Origin of the sequence: Enterococcus sp. C57, assembly GCF_040887305.1 — a bacterium.
GTDB classification, from domain to species: domain Bacteria; phylum Bacillota; class Bacilli; order Lactobacillales; family Enterococcaceae; genus Enterococcus_B; species Enterococcus_B hirae.
The window spans coordinates 313,171-331,352 of sequence record NZ_JBFOFP010000002.1; the positions used below are offsets into that span (position 1 = coordinate 313,171).

The 18,182-nt window shown below is 36.9% G+C and carries 11 protein-coding genes and 1 pseudogene; 1 reads left to right on the top strand and 11 read right to left on the bottom strand.

What is annotated here, in order from left to right; genetic code table 11:
• Positions 1–208: 208 nt before the first annotated feature.
• The 6 genes from AB5M32_RS03410 to AB5M32_RS03435 are packed head-to-tail and all read right to left on the bottom strand — an operon-like array spanning position 209 to position 8,714.
• Positions 209–1,909 (bottom strand): DUF4091 domain-containing protein, encoded by a 1,701-nt coding sequence (locus tag AB5M32_RS03410; RefSeq protein ID WP_063627195.1) that lies wholly within the window; start codon positions 1,907–1,909, stop codon positions 209–211.
• Positions 1,910–2,884, bottom strand: a complete 975-nt coding sequence (locus AB5M32_RS03415) for an alpha/beta hydrolase (protein WP_063627196.1) — start codon at positions 2,882–2,884, stop codon at positions 1,910–1,912.
• Between the two features lie 4 nt (positions 2,885–2,888).
• Positions 2,889–4,253 carry a glycoside hydrolase family 1 protein gene (locus AB5M32_RS03420; protein ID WP_034867044.1) on the bottom strand — a complete coding sequence of 455 codons (1,365 nt, stop codon included), beginning with the start codon at positions 4,251–4,253 and terminating at the stop codon, positions 2,889–2,891.
• A complete protein-coding gene (locus AB5M32_RS03425) occupies positions 4,243–5,130 on the bottom strand; it encodes an ROK family protein (protein ID WP_063627197.1) in 888 nt (295 codons plus the stop codon). The genes AB5M32_RS03420 and AB5M32_RS03425 overlap by 11 nt, the downstream gene beginning before the upstream one ends.
• 13 nt (positions 5,131–5,143) lie before the next feature.
• The gene (locus AB5M32_RS03430) at positions 5,144–6,496 is read right to left on the bottom strand and encodes a PTS sugar transporter subunit IIC (protein ID WP_010719011.1); all 1,353 of its coding nucleotides are present in this window, start codon (positions 6,494–6,496) and stop codon (positions 5,144–5,146) included.
• A gap of 10 nt (positions 6,497–6,506) precedes the next feature.
• Positions 6,507–8,714 (bottom strand): glycoside hydrolase family 3 N-terminal domain-containing protein, encoded by a 2,208-nt coding sequence (locus AB5M32_RS03435; protein ID WP_063627198.1) that lies wholly within the window; start codon positions 8,712–8,714, stop codon positions 6,507–6,509.
• A 158-nt stretch (positions 8,715–8,872) separates the two neighbouring features.
• On the opposite strand from AB5M32_RS03435, the gene AB5M32_RS03440 reads away from it, so the two are divergent.
• Positions 8,873–10,048: a helix-turn-helix transcriptional regulator gene (locus tag AB5M32_RS03440; RefSeq protein WP_063627199.1), complete on the top strand. Its 1,176-nt coding sequence runs from the start codon at positions 8,873–8,875 to the stop codon at positions 10,046–10,048.
• Positions 10,049–10,315: 267 nt separating this feature from the next.
• Here AB5M32_RS03440 and AB5M32_RS03445 read toward each other — a convergent pair.
• The 5 genes and pseudogenes from AB5M32_RS03445 to AB5M32_RS03465 all read right to left on the bottom strand — a co-directional run.
• Positions 10,316–11,428, bottom strand: a pseudogene (locus AB5M32_RS03445) (alpha/beta hydrolase); the annotation flags it as partial.
• Positions 11,429–12,184: 756 nt separating this feature from the next.
• A complete protein-coding gene (locus AB5M32_RS03450; protein ID WP_368024308.1) occupies positions 12,185–14,401 on the bottom strand; it encodes a putative mucin/carbohydrate-binding domain-containing protein in 2,217 nt (738 codons plus the stop codon).
• 295 nt (positions 14,402–14,696) lie between these two features.
• Positions 14,697–15,578, bottom strand: a complete 882-nt coding sequence (locus AB5M32_RS03455) for a carbohydrate ABC transporter permease (protein WP_010719006.1) — start codon at positions 15,576–15,578, stop codon at positions 14,697–14,699.
• Entirely contained in the window at positions 15,575–16,444 is an 870-nt protein-coding gene (locus tag AB5M32_RS03460; RefSeq protein WP_010719005.1) for a carbohydrate ABC transporter permease, read from the bottom strand. The genes AB5M32_RS03455 and AB5M32_RS03460 overlap by 4 nt, the downstream gene beginning before the upstream one ends.
• Before the next feature lie 233 nt (positions 16,445–16,677).
• Positions 16,678–17,967, bottom strand: a complete 1,290-nt coding sequence (locus AB5M32_RS03465; protein ID WP_096709043.1) for an ABC transporter substrate-binding protein — start codon at positions 17,965–17,967, stop codon at positions 16,678–16,680.
• Positions 17,968–18,182: the final 215 nt, after the last annotated feature.

Consider the following 18,182-nt stretch of genomic DNA (forward strand, 5'->3'; position numbering starts at 1 on the left):
GGTTTCGGCTCCTTTGGCTTCTCTTTATGTTATAAGCAACCCTGCTACTTCAAAATCAAGAATGAAAAACCATACGAGCCTTTCAATTTTTGGGGCTTGATTCTGAAAAGGAAGGTCTGCTGTTTAGCAAGGTACTCAAAAAACATCTGGAGCTTAGCGCCCTTTTTGTTTCACCCTGAAAAAGCAATCACAAAATAAGTACTCAGCTCTAAGACAAGGAAGCAATCAATTGTTTTCGAAATGCTTCGTATTCGTCTGCCTGTTGATTAAACAAACGTTGGTTGCTTGTATGGCTATCTTGCATCCATTCTTTTGGTTCGCTGCTGCCTAAAAATGCATCTAATAATTGTTGTGTGACAATCGGATTCTTATTCACTGCTTCTTTGACCAGGTAAAAATCTTCAATTCCTCTTTGCAATTGTTTGTAACGTAAAGACAACAATAACTGTCCAGAATAGCTAGGATAAATGAGACAAGTATCACCGATCGGTAACGAACTAGTATTATAGCGGATATCTTCTCGCACATTTTCTGGCCAGCAATTATATGCCCAACGCAGCATACCATCTGTTTTGAAGCAATGCGCTAAAATTCCTTGGATACGAGTCTCTAGTAATGAGCTGTGTAAAAAGGTATTCGGACGATCAGGATAATTACAAATATAATATTGTGTCTTTCCTGGATGGCTTTGTGTTAACTGCTGATAATGGTTGCACGTACAATAAAAAGAAGTGACCGGAAAATCGACATCTGGCAGCAATTGTTCCAAGACGTTTTCTTTATCAAAAGCGACTTTTATCTGAACACTAGTATCCACTGACTTTAATTCTGCTAATGAAGCTTTAAAGGTGTCTATTTCGTGAATCTTCGGCTCATCAGAGATAATCCTGACTTTATCCCATACCCCAATCTCTTTGAAATGCTCAAATAATTGGTTGAAATAGGACTTCAATTCATTTTTGTTTTCGATGAATCCGATCTTTTGCAAGGCTTCATCAAAATAGCGAACCACAATTTTTTCAGGGTAATCTAACTGTTGGATCAATGGGAAGAATGGTACTTGCCACACACCTAACAAACCAAAGACGTTGATTTCTTGATCGATACCTGCTTCTGCCATCGTTTGAAGATAGCGATCTAAAATGGTGAAATCACACGTCAATTCTCCTTTGAGATCCTTCTTGACTTTGATCATTGAATACTCATAGAGATTCGCTGGATAGTCTTTGACGATATAATTGAACCAACCTTTCCAAGGGATCTCGCCTGCGATCACCGTTACCGCTTTTTGCCCAATAGCTGCTAAACTGGCAGCCATTTCGCGAATCAATCGGAAATGAGTCTCACTCCAAAGTGGGACTTGAAAACTTCTCGCTAAATTAGACGGTTGTTGCCAGATGTCCAAATTAAATTTCTGAGTCACGTTATCTGGAAAACAATAATCTGAAACGTCAATCATTAATTTTTTCGTCACTACTTCTTCGTCACCGGCTGTCAAATATGAACGGTAAACTGTTATTTCTAGTGAATAGCTGCCAGACTTGATTTCAGTATCCAAAGGAAATTCCAGATAAATTGGCGCATAACGATCGCCTGAATAAGTTTTCACTGTTTGTTCTAACAACTTATCAGCATACAATATATCTTCGTTGCCTAAATAATAGTCAATAAATTGAGCTTTTACTGGTAACGAGGATTCGATAGCGATACGATAAATCGGTATCTCAATAGCATCTGGTATCGAAAATTCATCCGATAGTACGAAATGGTTTTTTCGCCCGTCATGAAGTAGTAACTGACAAGCATTTTTACTGTTCTTATAAAAAGTTAACTCCGTAAGTTCCTGAGGCTGTTCAGCCGTCAGACGATTGGTCGCTTTATAACTTTCATGGACAAGGTAAGCTTGCATTCAATGCTCCTCCTTTGGTCGATTCAATCCATCGATCAATTGTTCAAATCGTTCATTCGTCATTTGATCTGGAATCATTCGCCGTAATTGCTTTAAATTAAGTCTTTTTACTAATTTGAAACGACTAGGATCTTGCCAGCTAGGGAAAAATCGTTGGAGAACTTGCTGATTTTCTGCCTCTTTTACGAGTTGAAAAATCGGTATGTCGATGATCTCTCTGGTCGATAATTCGTTGCCTTTTTCTTGTTCTTCCCACTGTGATTCCATCCATTCCATCGCAAATGGAAACCAGCGAGCAAAACGTTCGTCTGTCACTTCATCAGATGTGCGGTACCACTTAGTTGCCAAAGAAAGACCATGAGGTCCTTTTTGAAAAATATGTGATTCAAAAGGAACATCATTTTCTTCTAACGCACGTAAATATAGTAAGGAATTTTCGATAGGAACGATCGAATCTTCAAATGTGGAGAATAAAAACGTCGGCGGCGTATCACTCGTCACGCATTCTTCCAAAGAAGGAGCCGAAATACCCATGACCTCTGAAAAAGAAGAGAGGATAGCTGGATAACCTAATAAACATAGAGCGGGTTTAGTCGCTAACATTGTCGACATGGCTGCTGCTAAATGCCCACCTGCTGAAAAGCCAATGACCGCAATCTTATGACGATCAATCTGCCATTCTTCCGCACATTCTTGAAGTAATTCCATTGCTTTTTGTCCATCAGACAATGCTTTTTGAAAATGACGATGTTCTCCTACATGATAATGTAAAACACCTGCATGATAGCCCTTTGACAGAAAGCTTAATGCGATCGGTTCCCCTTCTCTTTCACTACAAAAAGAATACCCACCCCCAGGAATTACTAAAATAAACGGACGTTTTTCGATTGGCTGCGATTCAAACAATTCTTCTTGTAAGTAAAGCTTGAGACCGGTATTTGCCTTGCGATCAAAAATAATTTCTTTTGTTCTCATTGCTTCATTCTCCTAAGCCATTTTCCTCAATCACTTGTTGATACCAATAAAAGCTATCCTTTTTATACCGTGCTAAATCGAGTAACTCTTCATCGGTCCGATTGACATAGATAAATCCGTACCTTTTATTGATTCCTTCATGGGTACTGATCAAATCAATCGCACTCCATGGGCAATAACCGATCACCTCAACGCCATCTTCAATCGCTAAAGCCATTTGCTGGATGTGTTGATGTAAATAATCAATTCGATAATCATCATGGATTTTCCCGTCAATGAGTTGTTCTGATGCACCGATCCCATTTTCTGTCACCAAGAGTGGTAAGCGATAGCGAGAATAAATTTCATTTAAAGTAAAACGAAACCCTTCTGGATCAATAGGCCAGCCAAATTCCGTCATTGGTAAATGTGGATTTTCGACTGTTTGAAAGAATCCTGGAATCCCAAAACCGGATTGCTGATCTATTTTTTGTTCTTTAGCAAAATAACTGGAGACGGTCATTGTATTATAGTAGTTAAAAGCAATGTAGTCTCCTGTTCCTTCTGCTAAAATCGTTTGATCTTCTGCAGTAATCACTGGTGCCGCACCAATCTTCTCTAATAAATGCCAAGCATTATGATTGTACTTCCCAAAAACAGCAACATCTAAAAAGAGCCAATTTCTAAGCGCACTCATATATAAAGCGGCCATCTGATCCTCTGGTTTATCTGAAGCAGGATACACACTGGCGATGTTAGGTGCTGGTCCAATTTTGCCGTTATAATTCCCTTTGTGGTAATTACTGGTCACGAGGGCTTGTGCGACTAACATATGATGGTTTTCTTGGAATTTTTCTTTCATACTTTTATTACTTGTCCCAATTACAGAACCAGCCAATGCCATGACATTTTGTTCATTGATTGTTTGCCAAAGTGGAACATCTTGCCCAAAATGGTCAAATAATACCTGACAATAATCCGCAAAAGCTTGAATCGTTTCTCTATTTTCCCAACCACCTTTTTCGGCAATGGACGCAGGCAAATCAAAATGGAAAACAGTTACGATTGGTTGGATATCATTTTCTTTCAATAACTCAATCAAACGTTTGTAAAAAGCAATACCAGCTGGATTCACTTTTCCATTAGGCATTACACGACTCCATGAAATCGAAAAACGATAAGCTTTTAGTCCTAACTCTTTAAATAAACGGACATCTTCTTCCAATCGATGGTAGTGGTCAGAGGCAACTTTAAAATCAGTCGTTCCTTCTGGGATAGACTTGATATCCTGAACAGATGGTTCTTTCCCCTCTTCATTCCAAGCGCCTTCTACTTGATAAGCACTGGTAGAAGCTCCCCATAAAAAATCTGTTGGAAATTTATTTTTCATCTTCATTCTCCTTTATGGCCGCACCAATTAAATTGGCGTCTGCTTGAAATTTTGCTGCTTCAATCGTCATTGGTTGTAATGTTTTTTTGATGATTGGCGCTACTGTAAACAGCTCTCGATAAGCTTGTTGAATCGTCTGGACCAAATATTCTTGTTGACTGATTCCTCCACCAATGACGATCTTTTCAACATCTAGCAGCGTTTGAACATTGAAACAAAGAAAAGCAACCTGTTTACAATAATCATGAAATAAAGCTTTGGCTGACTCATTCTCACTGTCTTTTAAGGCAGCAAAGACCTGTTCGCCCTCGTTGTCTACTTTTAATAATTCAGCTAATTGTTTGATCAACCAAACAGCCGACAGTCCCATACCTACAAACGAGTCTTGACCAGTAATCTGACGATCACGGATCATAAAGCTAATTTCACCGGCTTGCATGTGCGTTCCTTTATAAAGCTGTCCATTGATACAAATGCCCATGCCAACTCCAGTTCCCAAAATAATTGCTGCGCCTTGTTGGATCCCTTTTAAATTGCCATATTTCATTTCACAGGAAGTAGCAGCTTTGGCATCATTTTCAACGAACACTTCGAAATTCTCCAACTCTAAAAACGATTGCAATTGGAGTTGATCCAGGTAAGGAACAGCACCGCCGAAGCGAACTGTCCCAGACTGATCAACCGATCCAGGTACTGAAAAAGCAATTTTATGGAATGATTGGATTTCTTGATAGTCACGAATCATTTGTGATAATAATCGTTGAAATTGCTCTTTGTCTGAAGGTGTTGGAAAACGCTTTTTAAAAGAAACTTCATTCTGAGAAATCAGAGCGGTCTTGATCATCGTCCCTCCAATATCAATCCCTAAAACGACCATTTGCTCTCCTCCATTATGCTTGAACTTCTTCTGCAATCACACCAGCCATCTTTTCTTTTGCTTCCTTAGCTTCGGCTTCTGCTTTTAATTCTAATTCATACTCTTTTTTGTCAGCAATCTTGATAAATGGATACCACATCAAGATTCCGATACCCATGCAAATAACCATCAAGATTGTATAATTTATCCCACCAGAAAGTGGCATCTTAACAAAAGTTGGTGTCGTCCAAGGCAATAAACTTATCATTGGGTTCAATGAAATCGGTAAAATGGTTGTGGTTAATCCCCACGTCACAAAGCCTGCGATCAACTGTGTAAAGACTTGTGGAATGAAAAACAATGGGTTTAAAATAATCGGCATACCAAACATCAAGGGTTCCGTAATGTTGAAAATGGCAGGAATCACGGATAATTTCCCAAGTTGTTTCATTTTGGCAGATTTACTACGAATCATAAAGAACGTCACAAATCCCATGAAGCCTGCAGCGTACATTCCCATGTAGATCACAGAAGGAATCAAGTAAGGCAAAGCTTCATTTTTTTGGAAAGCTGCGATATTTGAGACAACCATCGTCATACTGATTGCTCCTAATGGTCCTTGTAAAACTGCGTTGTGAATCCCAAAGAACCAAAGGACAGCTAATACTTCCATGATAATAATAATTGATAATGGACTAGCAACCAACGCGTTAAGCGGTGCATTGATCACATCGATAAAGAATTGAAAAATCGAGCCAGATTTTGTCAAACCAAATAAGATACGCAGAATAAATACAAGGACAAAGATGATTGTTACAACAAAGACCGGTGCCAATGATTGCGTAACCATCGGAGGTACGCTATCTGGTAATTTAAGCACAATATTTTTTTTCGATAGATAAGCATAAAGTTGAGTAACCACTAAAGCAACGATCATTCCAATAAACAAGCCTTGTCCGCCTAAGAAATCTAAGCGTAATGCTGCAATCGTAGAGTCTACAGCCTCTCCATTTTGCATAGCCATTGTTGCGACAGTTTGAGGCATCAACATCACAAAACTAGCTAAAGAAATAATTGCTGCGTTTCGCTCATTCGTCCCCAGTTGTTTTGCATAAGAAAAAGCCAGACTATAAACGACATACAATGAAAATACTCCAGTTGCACCATTTGTAATAGCTTCTACATGTGGGTAAATACCTAATGAAGTCAAATAATCGATCCAACCAGGAATTGGGAAGTTCCCTACGATCGTAATCAGCGCAATCCCCAAAGTGATTGGACTCGTACGAATAAACCCTTCCATCAAAGCAGCTAACACTTTATTTTGTTGTAATTTTTGCGATAATGGTAATAACTTACTTCCTAAAAACGCTTCTAATTTTTCCATCGTAATCCCCCTATTGTTTATATTCCCATGTGGTAACACTTTCTAACCCGTCGACATTTAAATAAAAATGGTAGACACCTTCTTCTATCCAACTATTTCCATTATTATCAAAGATAGCTAAGTCAGAAATTGGAATATTGATTCTTGCTTGCTTTTCTTGATTTGCTTCTAAATAGATTCGCTGACTGCTGACCAATCGTTTTTCTGGTTGCACAATCGAAGCATATTCTTGATGAAGATAAACATGTGTCACTGTTTCTGCTGAAACATCCGATCGATTTTTCACTAAATAATTGATCTCAATAAATTGGTCTTTTTGCTCACTTCTCAGTAATTGACTTTCGAATGAGGCGTAACTCATTCCCGTTCCAAATTTGAATAGCGGATCATTGGATTCATCGATATATTTTGAGACAAAACGCTCAGAATGATTGCTTGTTGATATTGGTCTGCCTGTGGAGGTCTGAGCATAATAAATCGGTAGTTGTCCTTCACTTCTAGGAAACGTCATCGATAGACGAGCAGAAGGACTGACTTTACCAGCAAGTAAATTAGCGATTCCGATCCCACCCATCGTTCCAGGAAACCAGACAAGTAATAAACTATCGAAATATTTTTCTATATCCGTTATGACTAGCGGTCGACCGGTGTATAGTACGCCTACAATTGGTTTATTTAATTCATGTAATTTTTTGATCAGACGTTGTTGTTTTTGTGAAATCTGTAAGTGAGCTTTAGAAGCTCCTTCACCACTTTCGAGAAATTGTTCGCCAAATGTTAATACAATCACATCAGCCTTTTGAGAAATCTGGTAAGCTTCTTCCATTAATGATTCATCTTCTGCAATTGGCCCATTCAATAATTCCATTCCTTTTTTCAGAGGTCCAAACCCATCATAAGAATCGAATAAATTGTATCCTTTAGCAAACATTAAGTGATCTGTCGCAAAATGGCGACTCAATCCTTCCTTCAAAGTAACCGTATCTTGTGGCTTTCCGCTGACTGAAGCCCAAAAACCTAAAGTGAGAGGACTTTCGCCGTATGGACCGATCACAGCAATTTTTTGCTTTGGTACTAATGGAAGTGTGTCATTATTTTTTAAAAGAACACAACTTTTTTCAACCAACTCGACTGCTGCTTCTTTAGCTTTTTCGGTTAAGATTTCTCCAGTATTCACTTCTTCCAAGCCACGATAAGGATTTTCAAATAAGCCCAATTTATTTTTTAGCATTAAAATACGCCACACCGCTTCATCGAGAAGTTGCATAAATCGTGGCTCTTGTACTAATTCAGACAGGTGATTGGCATAAATCGAAGTCATCATGTCTAAATCAACACCTGCAATGAGTGCCTTTTTGGCTGCATCTATTTCGTCTTTGGCATACCCGTGAGGAATCAGTTCTTTGATTGCTGCATAGTCTGAAACTAATACGCCATCAAAACCAAAGCGAGAACGTAAAATCTCTCGATTCAACCATTCATTTCCAGTTGCAGGAACTCCATTCAACAAATTAAAAGCAGTCATTACTAATTCACATTTTGCTTCAATTGCTGCTTGATAAGGCTGTAGATATTCATTGAAAAGCCGTTGATGGGACATATCTACCGCTTGATATTCTCGTCCTGCTTCCGGTGCTCCATAAGCTGCAAAGTGCTTCAGACATGCAGCTACATGTTTTTCTGGAATTTTTGTCTCACTATCTCCCTGATAACCATTGACGATACTTTTTGCAAACTCTTTCGCCGTATAAACATCTTCGCCTGGAGATTCCATAACCCTTCCCCAACGTGGATCACGCGCTAAATCTAACATTGGTGAAAACAAGACATGTAAGCCATTTAAATAACTTTCTTCTGCTGTTAACTTAGCTGCTTGTTGGATTAACTCAAAATCGTAAGAACCAGCTTGAGCTAGAGGTATGGGGAAAATTGTCCGAAATCCATAAATGACATCTGACATAAACAACATGGGTATCTTGTGTTTACTTTTTGCTAAAACTTTTGTTTGTAGTTCTTTTAATTTTTGATGATCGTTGATATTATAAATAGAGCCAATCTCAAATACGTCTAACTCTTGAGGTAATCCTAATTCTTCCATTGGCCCAGTATTCATCACATCATTTTCTGATAAAATACTTCCATTCAGTTGGATCGTTTGTGCGATTTTTTCCTGAACAGATAATCGATCAAACAAAGCTTGTAACTGATCTGCTTCCATCGGCGCCTCCTTTGTAACCGCTTTATAGAACAGATTATAAAGAATAAAAAACGAATTTTATATAAAAAAATTAGCATTTATACCAAAATATTCGCGCTATACAAAATTTATTCGTGTAAAATAAAAAGAAAGAATTCGTCACAAGGAGTATTTACATTATGACTACCGATACGATTAAAATAACTATGGATTTATTGTACCGAAAATATCTGATTCCGATGCTATTATTTGATGAAAACGGATATCTCATCCATCCAAAAAATTTAGAAGACTTACCAATCACGATCAGTACCTATTTTCCATTTAAAAAAACAGAGCAGATCCAGCTTTACCATACAACATCCTATTTATACGGCTATTTTTGTTTTAAATGTGATCAAAAGGAATATCAGATGATCATTGGCCCTTGCGGTATTATCGGTTCAAAAGAAACCTCTTGTTTTTTTATGGGACATGAGTACCATTATAATATTCATTATTCCAAAGAAGACAAGTATTCATTTGAAGAATATATCCAACTATTACACACGATTCTGACTCAGCGACCAACCAAAAAGGAAGAATTTATTTGGTACTTTCAACAAGAAAAAAATAAAAAAAATCTATCCACTGATTACAGCCTGGAAAATAATCTTTATGATCGACGGATCCACAAAGAAACCTTCGATTCGTATCATTTTGAATTACGCTATCTAGATTACATCAAACGAAACGAACCTGAAAAAGTCATTTGGGTCTTTAATAAAATGAAAGAAACCTATAAAGTCTCTTTATCCCCCTTTGAATTGGAAGGGTTGAAACTTAAATTTGCCTCGTTCGTAGCCATCGTTACCAGAATGAGTATTGAAGAAGGTGTACCGATCAATCAAGCCTTTGGTCTGTCCGACTCTTTGATTCAGGGACTGATTTATATCCACTCAGTCAAAGAATGTCTGCAATATATGAAAGAAGCAACCTTCCGTTTTATGGAACTGCTTCATAATTTTCCTTTAGCTCAAAAATCCATGTTAGTAAAAACGATTGTCAACCACATTGATAATCATTTATACGAACGCATCACCGTCGACGAGTTAGCTGCCATCACTGAAAAACATAAGGCACATATTTGCAGCCACTTCAAAAAAGAAATGGGGATTACCATTCACGGATACATTCAAGAAAAAAAGATAACCGAAGCAAAACATTTGTTATTGTTTACAGATCATTCTTACGATGAAATCAGTCACTTGCTTGCTTATTCTAGTCAAAGTCATTTTATTCAAGTGTTCAAAAAGGTCGCCGGCTGTACCCCAAAAGAATACAAAAGTATCCACTATGCCCATTCATTGGTCTGAAAATGCCTTAACTACTAAGTCGTTCTCCATTTATCTTGATCGAGATCAGATAGGTTCAATACTTTCATGTATGTATTTGTAACTGCTTGTGGTTTGAGTAAATGTAGTAAAAACAAGCCGAAGAACACTAAAATCAAGGAAATAATTTTAGATTCTTCGGCTTATTTCATCAACCTAATTATGCGTGGCGCTACTCTCTCGATCGTGTCAAACTTCGTCCCATTCCTCAGAAAGATCAATCATTTTTTCTTAATGTCTTTGACTTCCAAAAAGATAATTTAGAAAATTAGTGACATATGTTTGATACGCTACGGGATCAACTGATTGGGCTTCCCCATGTCCAGCTCCTGATACAATCAACTTGACTTTATAGCCCCCGGAAAGATCATAGAGCTCATCCGCATTTTCATGAGGAACTACTTGATCAGCATCTCCGTGAATGATCAATTTGGGGATCGTTGTGGCCATACCAATTTCAGGTAGATTTTCATTCACATTCATTTTTAATTCTTGGTCAAAGTAATACTCTTTCAACAATCCCATATATAGATCTTCATGTTCTTCGTCTGCTACAATGTCAAATTCTTCCCCAAATATTGAACCTAATAAAGGCGCTACGGTATTTTTGTAGGTGTATCTAAGTTGTTCATCAATTGATTTAAATCCGCAATTCTCGATGATTCCTTTTACGTTTGCTGGGATATCCTTAGCTAATGTTGACATCATAGTTGCAGCCCCCATTGAGCCACCATAAAGTAAAATCTTTTGAGTCGGCTTAGTTCCTACTTCTCGATTGATCCAATAGAGCACATCATCTGACTCATATTGTCCATAAGTGACATAATCGCCCCCACTGTTTCCAGTGGCACGAGGGTCTACAAATAATAAATTATAGCCCGCATTGTAAAAGATATTATACTCATCCGTTACTGTCCCTAAATTCCAATTTCCTCGAAAACCACCATGAATCATCACCGTTACATCTGATTTTTGATCCACATAATAAGATTTCAACGTCATTAATTTTCCATCTTGCTTATTTACGGTCGTTCCTTCTAATTGAGTGGTATTAGGATAAAAACCTGTAGGCTCAGCAGGTGCCGTTCCATCATTCGCTGCACCAAGCAAGCTCATAAAACAACTGTCTTTTGCAAAAGCAATGTCATACATCGCACTGATTGTAATCAAACGTTTGATTACTTCTGGACTAACATCAAAGCGTTCTTTTACATTCACTTCTGAAATTTGGTCTGATATCAACGAAGAGAATTCACTTAGAAGTTTAAAAATATCTCCATTATACTCTTTGAAAACTTCAGTTATTTTATCTCGGATATAATTTAAATAAAGTTTTCCCTTGAAATTCTTGCCTTTACCGATTGCTTGAATGATCGCTTGCTCATCGTCAGATAGTCCAAGTGTTGTTGTTTTTACTTGCCCCTCGTTTCCTTTGTTGAGGGATTGAGAAACAGATGCAAGGCTTGTTCTTGCCAATAGTCCCTCTTGTTCCTTTCCGTAAACGATACTTGGTGTAGCACATCCTAACAATAAAATAGAAGCCAAAGTAATCATGCAACATTTATTTTTCATTCTACTCACTCCTTTATTTGATATTTCTATTCTAATGAAAGCGTAACCATTTTTATATCAAAAAAGAAGTGTTTGTTATATAAAAGAAGCTCTTTTAAAAAATTCTTGAGTAAATCTTAGGATCATTCAAGTCATTTATACTAGCATAGCCATTTAGCTAATATTTTATACTGGTCTTATTTGTATTACATCACTAAAACCAAACGCTTGTGATAAAACAAAAGAAGAGACTGAGACAACTTTTTTGTCCCAGTATCTTCTAGTATATCTAAAAATGAATAAACGGTGTTTAAAGAGCTCTTGTTCACGACGAGATAAAAGCAGCATTTTCGAAAGATAAGCCGAAATTAATCAAAAATTGGAGAAGCACCAAGTAGATAACAATCGACAGAAAAAACTAGCGTTTGTGTTTCTTGGCAAGTTCCGGAACTTTTTTTGGTGCTTGATAATTAACACTTTCGTCTCAATCTATAAGGTGCTAAGTTTTTTTGCTAAAGACGATCAATTCGATAATTTTGACTGCTCATTTTGCCTGCTCATCATATGCTATTTGAACAAAACATAATATTGGGACATATAATGTTCTGTATCTTTTGGAGATAGAGATTGTATGGCTGTCCATAATTGTTTTTTAGCCATTGATCTTTCCCACGCCATCGGTTTAATACCCTCAGCTTTTACTAATGAATTCCCTAATTTTTCAATTTTTTTCATAAGATCTTTTTCTGGATTATTGTTTAATCCAAGGTGTTTTAACCCATGTTCCGTAACTAGCCAGTGGTTAGTATTTTGTCCACGATCAATAAGATTTTCTGGACCTTTCAAACGATTTCTTGCTTCTGCATGGTAGATTTCTATGCTATCTCCTGTCTCAAGCAACAAATGGTCATCGGTGAATCGTTCAGGTATGTCTCCATTAATCGATTTTTCATACCTAATTTTGCCATCCTGAGATTTGATAGTCACTTTTACATAAAGTTCATCTTTAAATAAATAATGAGGTTTTGGCATATTTAAGGTAAGTGTTGCTTCTCTTGAATTCAAATTCGTTCTTAATGAACCTGACCATTGATCATTAAAGCCATAAAAGATAAGATCTTCATCGGCTAACTTACTGATATCAGCTTTGATTAATGAAAGAGAAGCATGGTTTTGGGTTTCCTTTACATAAACATAATTTTCGCTTGGTAAATAATACTTCATTTGTTCACCAGAAAATTCTAAATGATAGACCCCATTAGGAATATTTTTAAATGTCATTTTTTGTTGTACTGGTTGACTCGCTATAATAGTTGCTCCATCTTTTAATTCAACTGTGAGCCCTTCAAAGTTACTCAAATCGCTAGGAAGAATTTCAATGGTCAAATCACCAGCCAACCCTAGAGAGGCGATTTCCTCGTTAGTAACCAATTCAAAATTAGAATTGATCAAATAGTTTGGGTCAATCAATTGACGTGCACGCACCAACTCATTTTCAGAGACAATATCTGCCAATGAAGCCACAGCTGGATAACCTGCCACACGATTTTTTTCTGCTTGAAATTCATCAAGATACAACCCACGTTTTTTTAAGGCAGCAGAAAAATCCTGCTTACTATTTTCACTGTAGATACGATTCATTAAATTGGGTAATGTATATTCCCAATCTTTGAAATCACTCTGATTAGCCATTTTACGGTATTCCTGATATATCTTAGTGAAGGAGTCATTTCCAGCTTTTTGTTTGAACATCGTTAATAAAATCAGTTGTTCACGCACATCGACATCATGGTAAGTGTCTCCATCACGGATCAACTTATCATATAGCTTGTTTTCGACTTCTTCTTTTTTACCTAAATTAAACAACCAACCGATGTCATCTGCTTTTTTTCCATATTTTTCATACTGATATTGGACCCCAAATAAATTATTTGACACTTCGCCAGTATACATATCTTGCCCATCAAAACCAGCTTGATAACCGTGAGCAATTTCATGTAATGTTGCCCAACTTAGTTCTTTCAACCACATATCTGTCGTAGGTTCACTATTAGCTGTCCAATCACCCCCATAATAAGCAGCACCTGCGCCAGAATCATCTGCCTTTAAAAAGTAACGATTCGCGCCGTTCTGATTTTCTGGTGCGGAACCATCAAAACCAGCGATACCGTTAAATAAAGCAAAAATACCGTGATGATACTCAATCAACGCATCAATTGATGGAAAATCTTTTAAGTTTCTCACTAGTTCTTTGTCCAATTTGGGTACGAGTAATTGGAAATCTACTCCTTGAATTAGCGCATACTCTGCATCCTCCGTATCCCACATTGAAAAAAACATGGTCTCATTCCCATGATATTCATAAACAGGTAACGCTTTCATTTCTTTGGAAGTCACCACTTCGTATTCGATCTGTGCTGATCCTTCTCCGTACGGTGTATCAATAAATGGAACCAAGGGCTCATCTGCACGTATACTTACCCAATTTGATCCAACTTCGATACTTTTTTCATTCTTTTTATCGTTTCCTAGTAGTCGCAATTTTAACTTATTCTTGAAATGAGCATTTGTCTGTCTCATTCTCAATTCGGTATTTTCGCTTAAGATAAAACCTAGATCCTGACGATCATGGTTTTTCCCTTTACTCATCCCTGAGTTGAAGATCCACGTCGGCTCCGGAATACTAAAAATCTCTTTTGACGTGACTTCTTGCGCACCAACATTGGCTGAAAGTACAAAGATACCAAACACAAACAACAACAGACTAACCGCATATTTTTTCATTTACCTCACTCCTTAAAATTATTTTATGAACAAAAAATAATTATTCACCCATTACGAAAACGTTATTTTTTGTACAATTTAATTATAAATAACAACTAAATAAATAGCAATAATATAATATTTATAAATTTTTCTCCTTACAACCTATAATAATTATAGTTATTTAAATAATTAACCATAAATATATTTTTTATATTAAGCGTTATCTAAAAAGAAAAAAAGCTCTCCCTTAGTGGGACAGCTTTTCCTATACATTTAAAGTTTATACCAAACTAATTTTATCATCGAGTCGCGTTTACTTGACAGAACCGATCATTCCTTGAACAAATTGTTTTTGTAAAACAAAGAACACGATAGCTGTTGGTAATGTTGCAATCACAAGCCCGGCCATAATCATTCCGTAATCTGGTGTATAAGAGGCTCCCATGGCAGATAAAACTAATGGGACCGTACGCTTATCTGGTGATTGTAATGCAACTAAAGGCCAAAGATAGTTATTCCAGCTACTCATAAAAGTAATGATTGCAGCAGCTGCATACGTATTTTTAGCAGTGGGTAGGTAGACACGGAAAAATATACTTAATTCTTTTAATCCATCTAAACGTGCAGCTTCTACTAAATCTTTAGGAAACGCTTTAACGTTTTGTCGAAAGAAGAAGATCAAAAAAGCTGTACTTACTGAAGGCAAAATGACGACTAAGAAGCTATTAATCCCTAAGATCGTTCCGTTTAAGTTAGAAAACATGCGGTACAAAGGAATCATCAACGCAGCAAAAGGAACCATCATCGATAAAAGCAAAATCGTAAATAATCGTTCTTTTTTTCGACTTTTATAGATCTCAAACCCATAACCAGCCATAGATGAAATCAACAAAGCTAAGACCGTTGTTACAATAGCGATCAAAGCTGAATTCCACAATGAGCGTGCAAAGTTTAAGTCATTTGAAAAAAGATTCTGGAAGTTGACAACTAAATGGCTACCGATCTTTAATTTTCCGGCAGTAATATCGATAGGTGTATTCGTCATTCCTAAGATCATCCAAACAAAAGGAAAAATCGAAATAAATGAAATCACGCTCAAAGAGGCATATTTAAAAACAGCTAACCAATCGAATGTTTTAGTCGCTTTTTTTTCATTCTCTTTAAGAAGTACTTTGTTTTCTGCTTGATCTATCACGCTTTTTCACCTCCGACTTTCGTTTGAATGATTGATAACAGTACAATAAAGACTACGATCACAAATGAAACCGCCGCAGCATAACCAAAATTCGGTGTAAATTTATAACTTAAATTGTAAATATACTGAGATAGCGTAGTTGTTGCATTTGCTGGTCCACCACCCGTAATATTTTGTACTTCATCAAAGAGTTGCAACGTACCGATCGTTGATGTGATTGACGTAAACAAAATAATTGGTTTTAAGTTAGGAATCGTGACTTTGATCAATTGTTGCCACTTAGATGCGCCATCGATTTCTGCTGCTTCATAAATTGCCGGATCAATATTTTGCATTCCTGATAAAAAGAAAATCATGTTATAACCTGTCCAACGCCATGTAATCGAAATGATGATTAATACTTTCGCCCAAACTGGATGAGTCAGCCAGCCAATTGGCATATCGATCAAGCCGATCGTCATCAAAAAATTATTCACTAATCCCGATTGAGAAAACAAGCTTTTCATAATAAGCGAATAGCTAACCATGGATGTGATACAAGGTAAAAAAATCGCTGTCCGGAAGAATCCTTTCATTTTAAGCTTTTTATCATTTAATAAATTAGAGACAAATAAAGCTAAAAACAACATAATCGGTACTTGTACCAATAAATATAAAAAGGTGTTAAAAAAAGCCTTTTTGAAGGTCGCATCATTCAACATGCGTTGATAATTCCCCAAACCATTAAAACTCATATTAACTGGGGGACCACTTTGAAATGAAGTGATCAGCGCTAAAATCATTGGGATAAACACCATGATCGAGATCATCAGAACTGGTAAAACAAGAAACGCATTTCCGTTCTTGAAAAAATCTTTTTGTTTCATCTGCTTTGCTCACTTTCGTTACGTTCATCTTCGTTTTATCTGTCATTTAAGGATCGTCTCACAAATCCTTCCTCTTAACTAATTGTCTGAGTAATTGACAGCGTCCTCACGAAAATTCTACGGTATTGATTGAAACTATTTTTAATAGATAGCAAATTTGTGTGACTGATGACCGTTCAAAAATCACCAGCCAACACAAATTTGATACTCTAAATCAATTCATTTCACTCTGCTTAATTGGCTAACTGTGCTTCTACTTGTTTTTGCGTATCTGCCAAGACTTTATCAGTATCTTCTCCATTGATGATTCGGTGTAATGACTCTGCTACAACTGCTTCGATTGCATAGGTTTCTTGTCCATAATTAACTTGTGGAATTTCCGCTGTCCATTTAGAAAAGTCTTCAAACACCTTTTGACCACTATAGAATTCAGAAGACTCTTGATAAGCTGGTTGATCTTTTGCACTTAACATGGTAGAAACTAACCCGATTTCTTTCGCTAAGGTTCCCATCAAATCTTCGTTAGTCGCAAAGGTCTTCTTCAAGAAGTCTTTCGCATTTTCTTCGCCTGAAACACCTTTGATCACATACCACCCAGCTCCGCCTAAATTAGAAGCTTGTGCTTTTTGCATATTGGCAGGTAATGAAGGTGTCGGTGCAATTGCCCATTTCCCTGATTGATCTTCAGCACCTTGGATCGTCGAGGAATACCAAGCACCAATTGGACTGGATGCAACAGCCCCTGATTGAATGGCCGTGACACCTGCATTCCAATCTGAAGTTTGTTCCACTAGATCTTCTTTAAGTAGTGTAGCAAATAGATTTAATCCATATTTCAATGATTGGTTATCTTTGATCGTAACCGTCTTTCCATCTTCCGAAGTGTACCATTCACCAGCTTCTTGCATGATCATACGGACACGTCCAAGATCTGAGGGATTCACTTCAGTAATTTTTTTACCCGTTTTTGCTTTAACATCTCGAGCAACTTGTAAATAGTCATCCCAACTTAAATTCTGCATATCTGCTTGACTGTAACCGGCTTCTTCTAATACATCTGTTCGATAAAAATTAGCCGTAACACCTGAATCAAATGGGACGCCATAAATTTGATCATCGATCTTATTAACCGCAAATTTATACGAAGCAAAATTGGATTCATCTACGATATCGGTTAACTCAGAAAATGCGTCCGGATAAGAATTCAAATAACCTTGAATACGATAATCCTCAATCAACACGATATTCGGTAATCCATCCGTATTTCCACTGGCTAATGCTGTGTTTAACTTTTGTACGATATCATCTTGTGACATCGTAACGACATCCACTTCGACATCTTTATTGTCATAGACTTTTTTTGCTTCATTGACTGCTTTGATATTAAACGTTTCATCCCATGCCCAAACACTGATTTTATTTTCATCTTTCGTTGCTGAATTTGAGGAACTCCCACATCCCGCAAACAAAACTGCTGCTGAAGCTAAAAGCGTCGCACTTGCTACTAATTTTTTGAATTTCATATCCAACCCGCCTTTTTCATTTTTATTCTTTACATGTGAATCATACCAAAAAATGTAATCGTTTTCTTAGTTTCTAAAAGAGTTCCAAAAAATATCCCAAAATAAGAAAAAATCACAAATTTAGATTTCAAATTTTTTTATTTTGAGTAATTCATCTTGCTTTTCTGTCAATAAAACCGTATTTTAAAAAGAGAAACTGTTTAAAAGGGGGAACA

Coding starts and splice junctions, on each gene's coding strand:
- AB5M32_RS03465 (WP_096709043.1), bottom strand. CDS start 17,967: ATGAAATTCAAAAAATTAGTAGCAAGTGCGACGCTTTTAGCTTCAGCA.
- AB5M32_RS03440 (WP_063627199.1), top strand. CDS start 8,873: ATGACTACCGATACGATTAAAATAACTATGGATTTATTGTACCGAAAA.
- AB5M32_RS03460 (WP_010719005.1), bottom strand. CDS start 16,444: ATGAAACAAAAAGATTTTTTCAAGAACGGAAATGCGTTTCTTGTTTTA.
- AB5M32_RS03415 (WP_063627196.1), bottom strand. CDS start 2,884: ATGAGAACAAAAGAAATTATTTTTGATCGCAAGGCAAATACCGGTCTC.
- AB5M32_RS03430 (WP_010719011.1), bottom strand. CDS start 6,496: ATGGAAAAATTAGAAGCGTTTTTAGGAAGTAAGTTATTACCATTATCG.
- AB5M32_RS03425 (WP_063627197.1), bottom strand. CDS start 5,130: ATGGTCGTTTTAGGGATTGATATTGGAGGGACGATGATCAAGACCGCT.
- AB5M32_RS03435 (WP_063627198.1), bottom strand. CDS start 8,714: ATGGAAGCAGATCAGTTACAAGCTTTGTTTGATCGATTATCTGTTCAG.
- AB5M32_RS03410 (WP_063627195.1), bottom strand. CDS start 1,909: ATGCAAGCTTACCTTGTCCATGAAAGTTATAAAGCGACCAATCGTCTG.
- AB5M32_RS03450 (WP_368024308.1), bottom strand. CDS start 14,401: ATGAAAAAATATGCGGTTAGTCTGTTGTTGTTTGTGTTTGGTATCTTT.
- AB5M32_RS03420 (WP_034867044.1), bottom strand. CDS start 4,253: ATGAAAAATAAATTTCCAACAGATTTTTTATGGGGAGCTTCTACCAGT.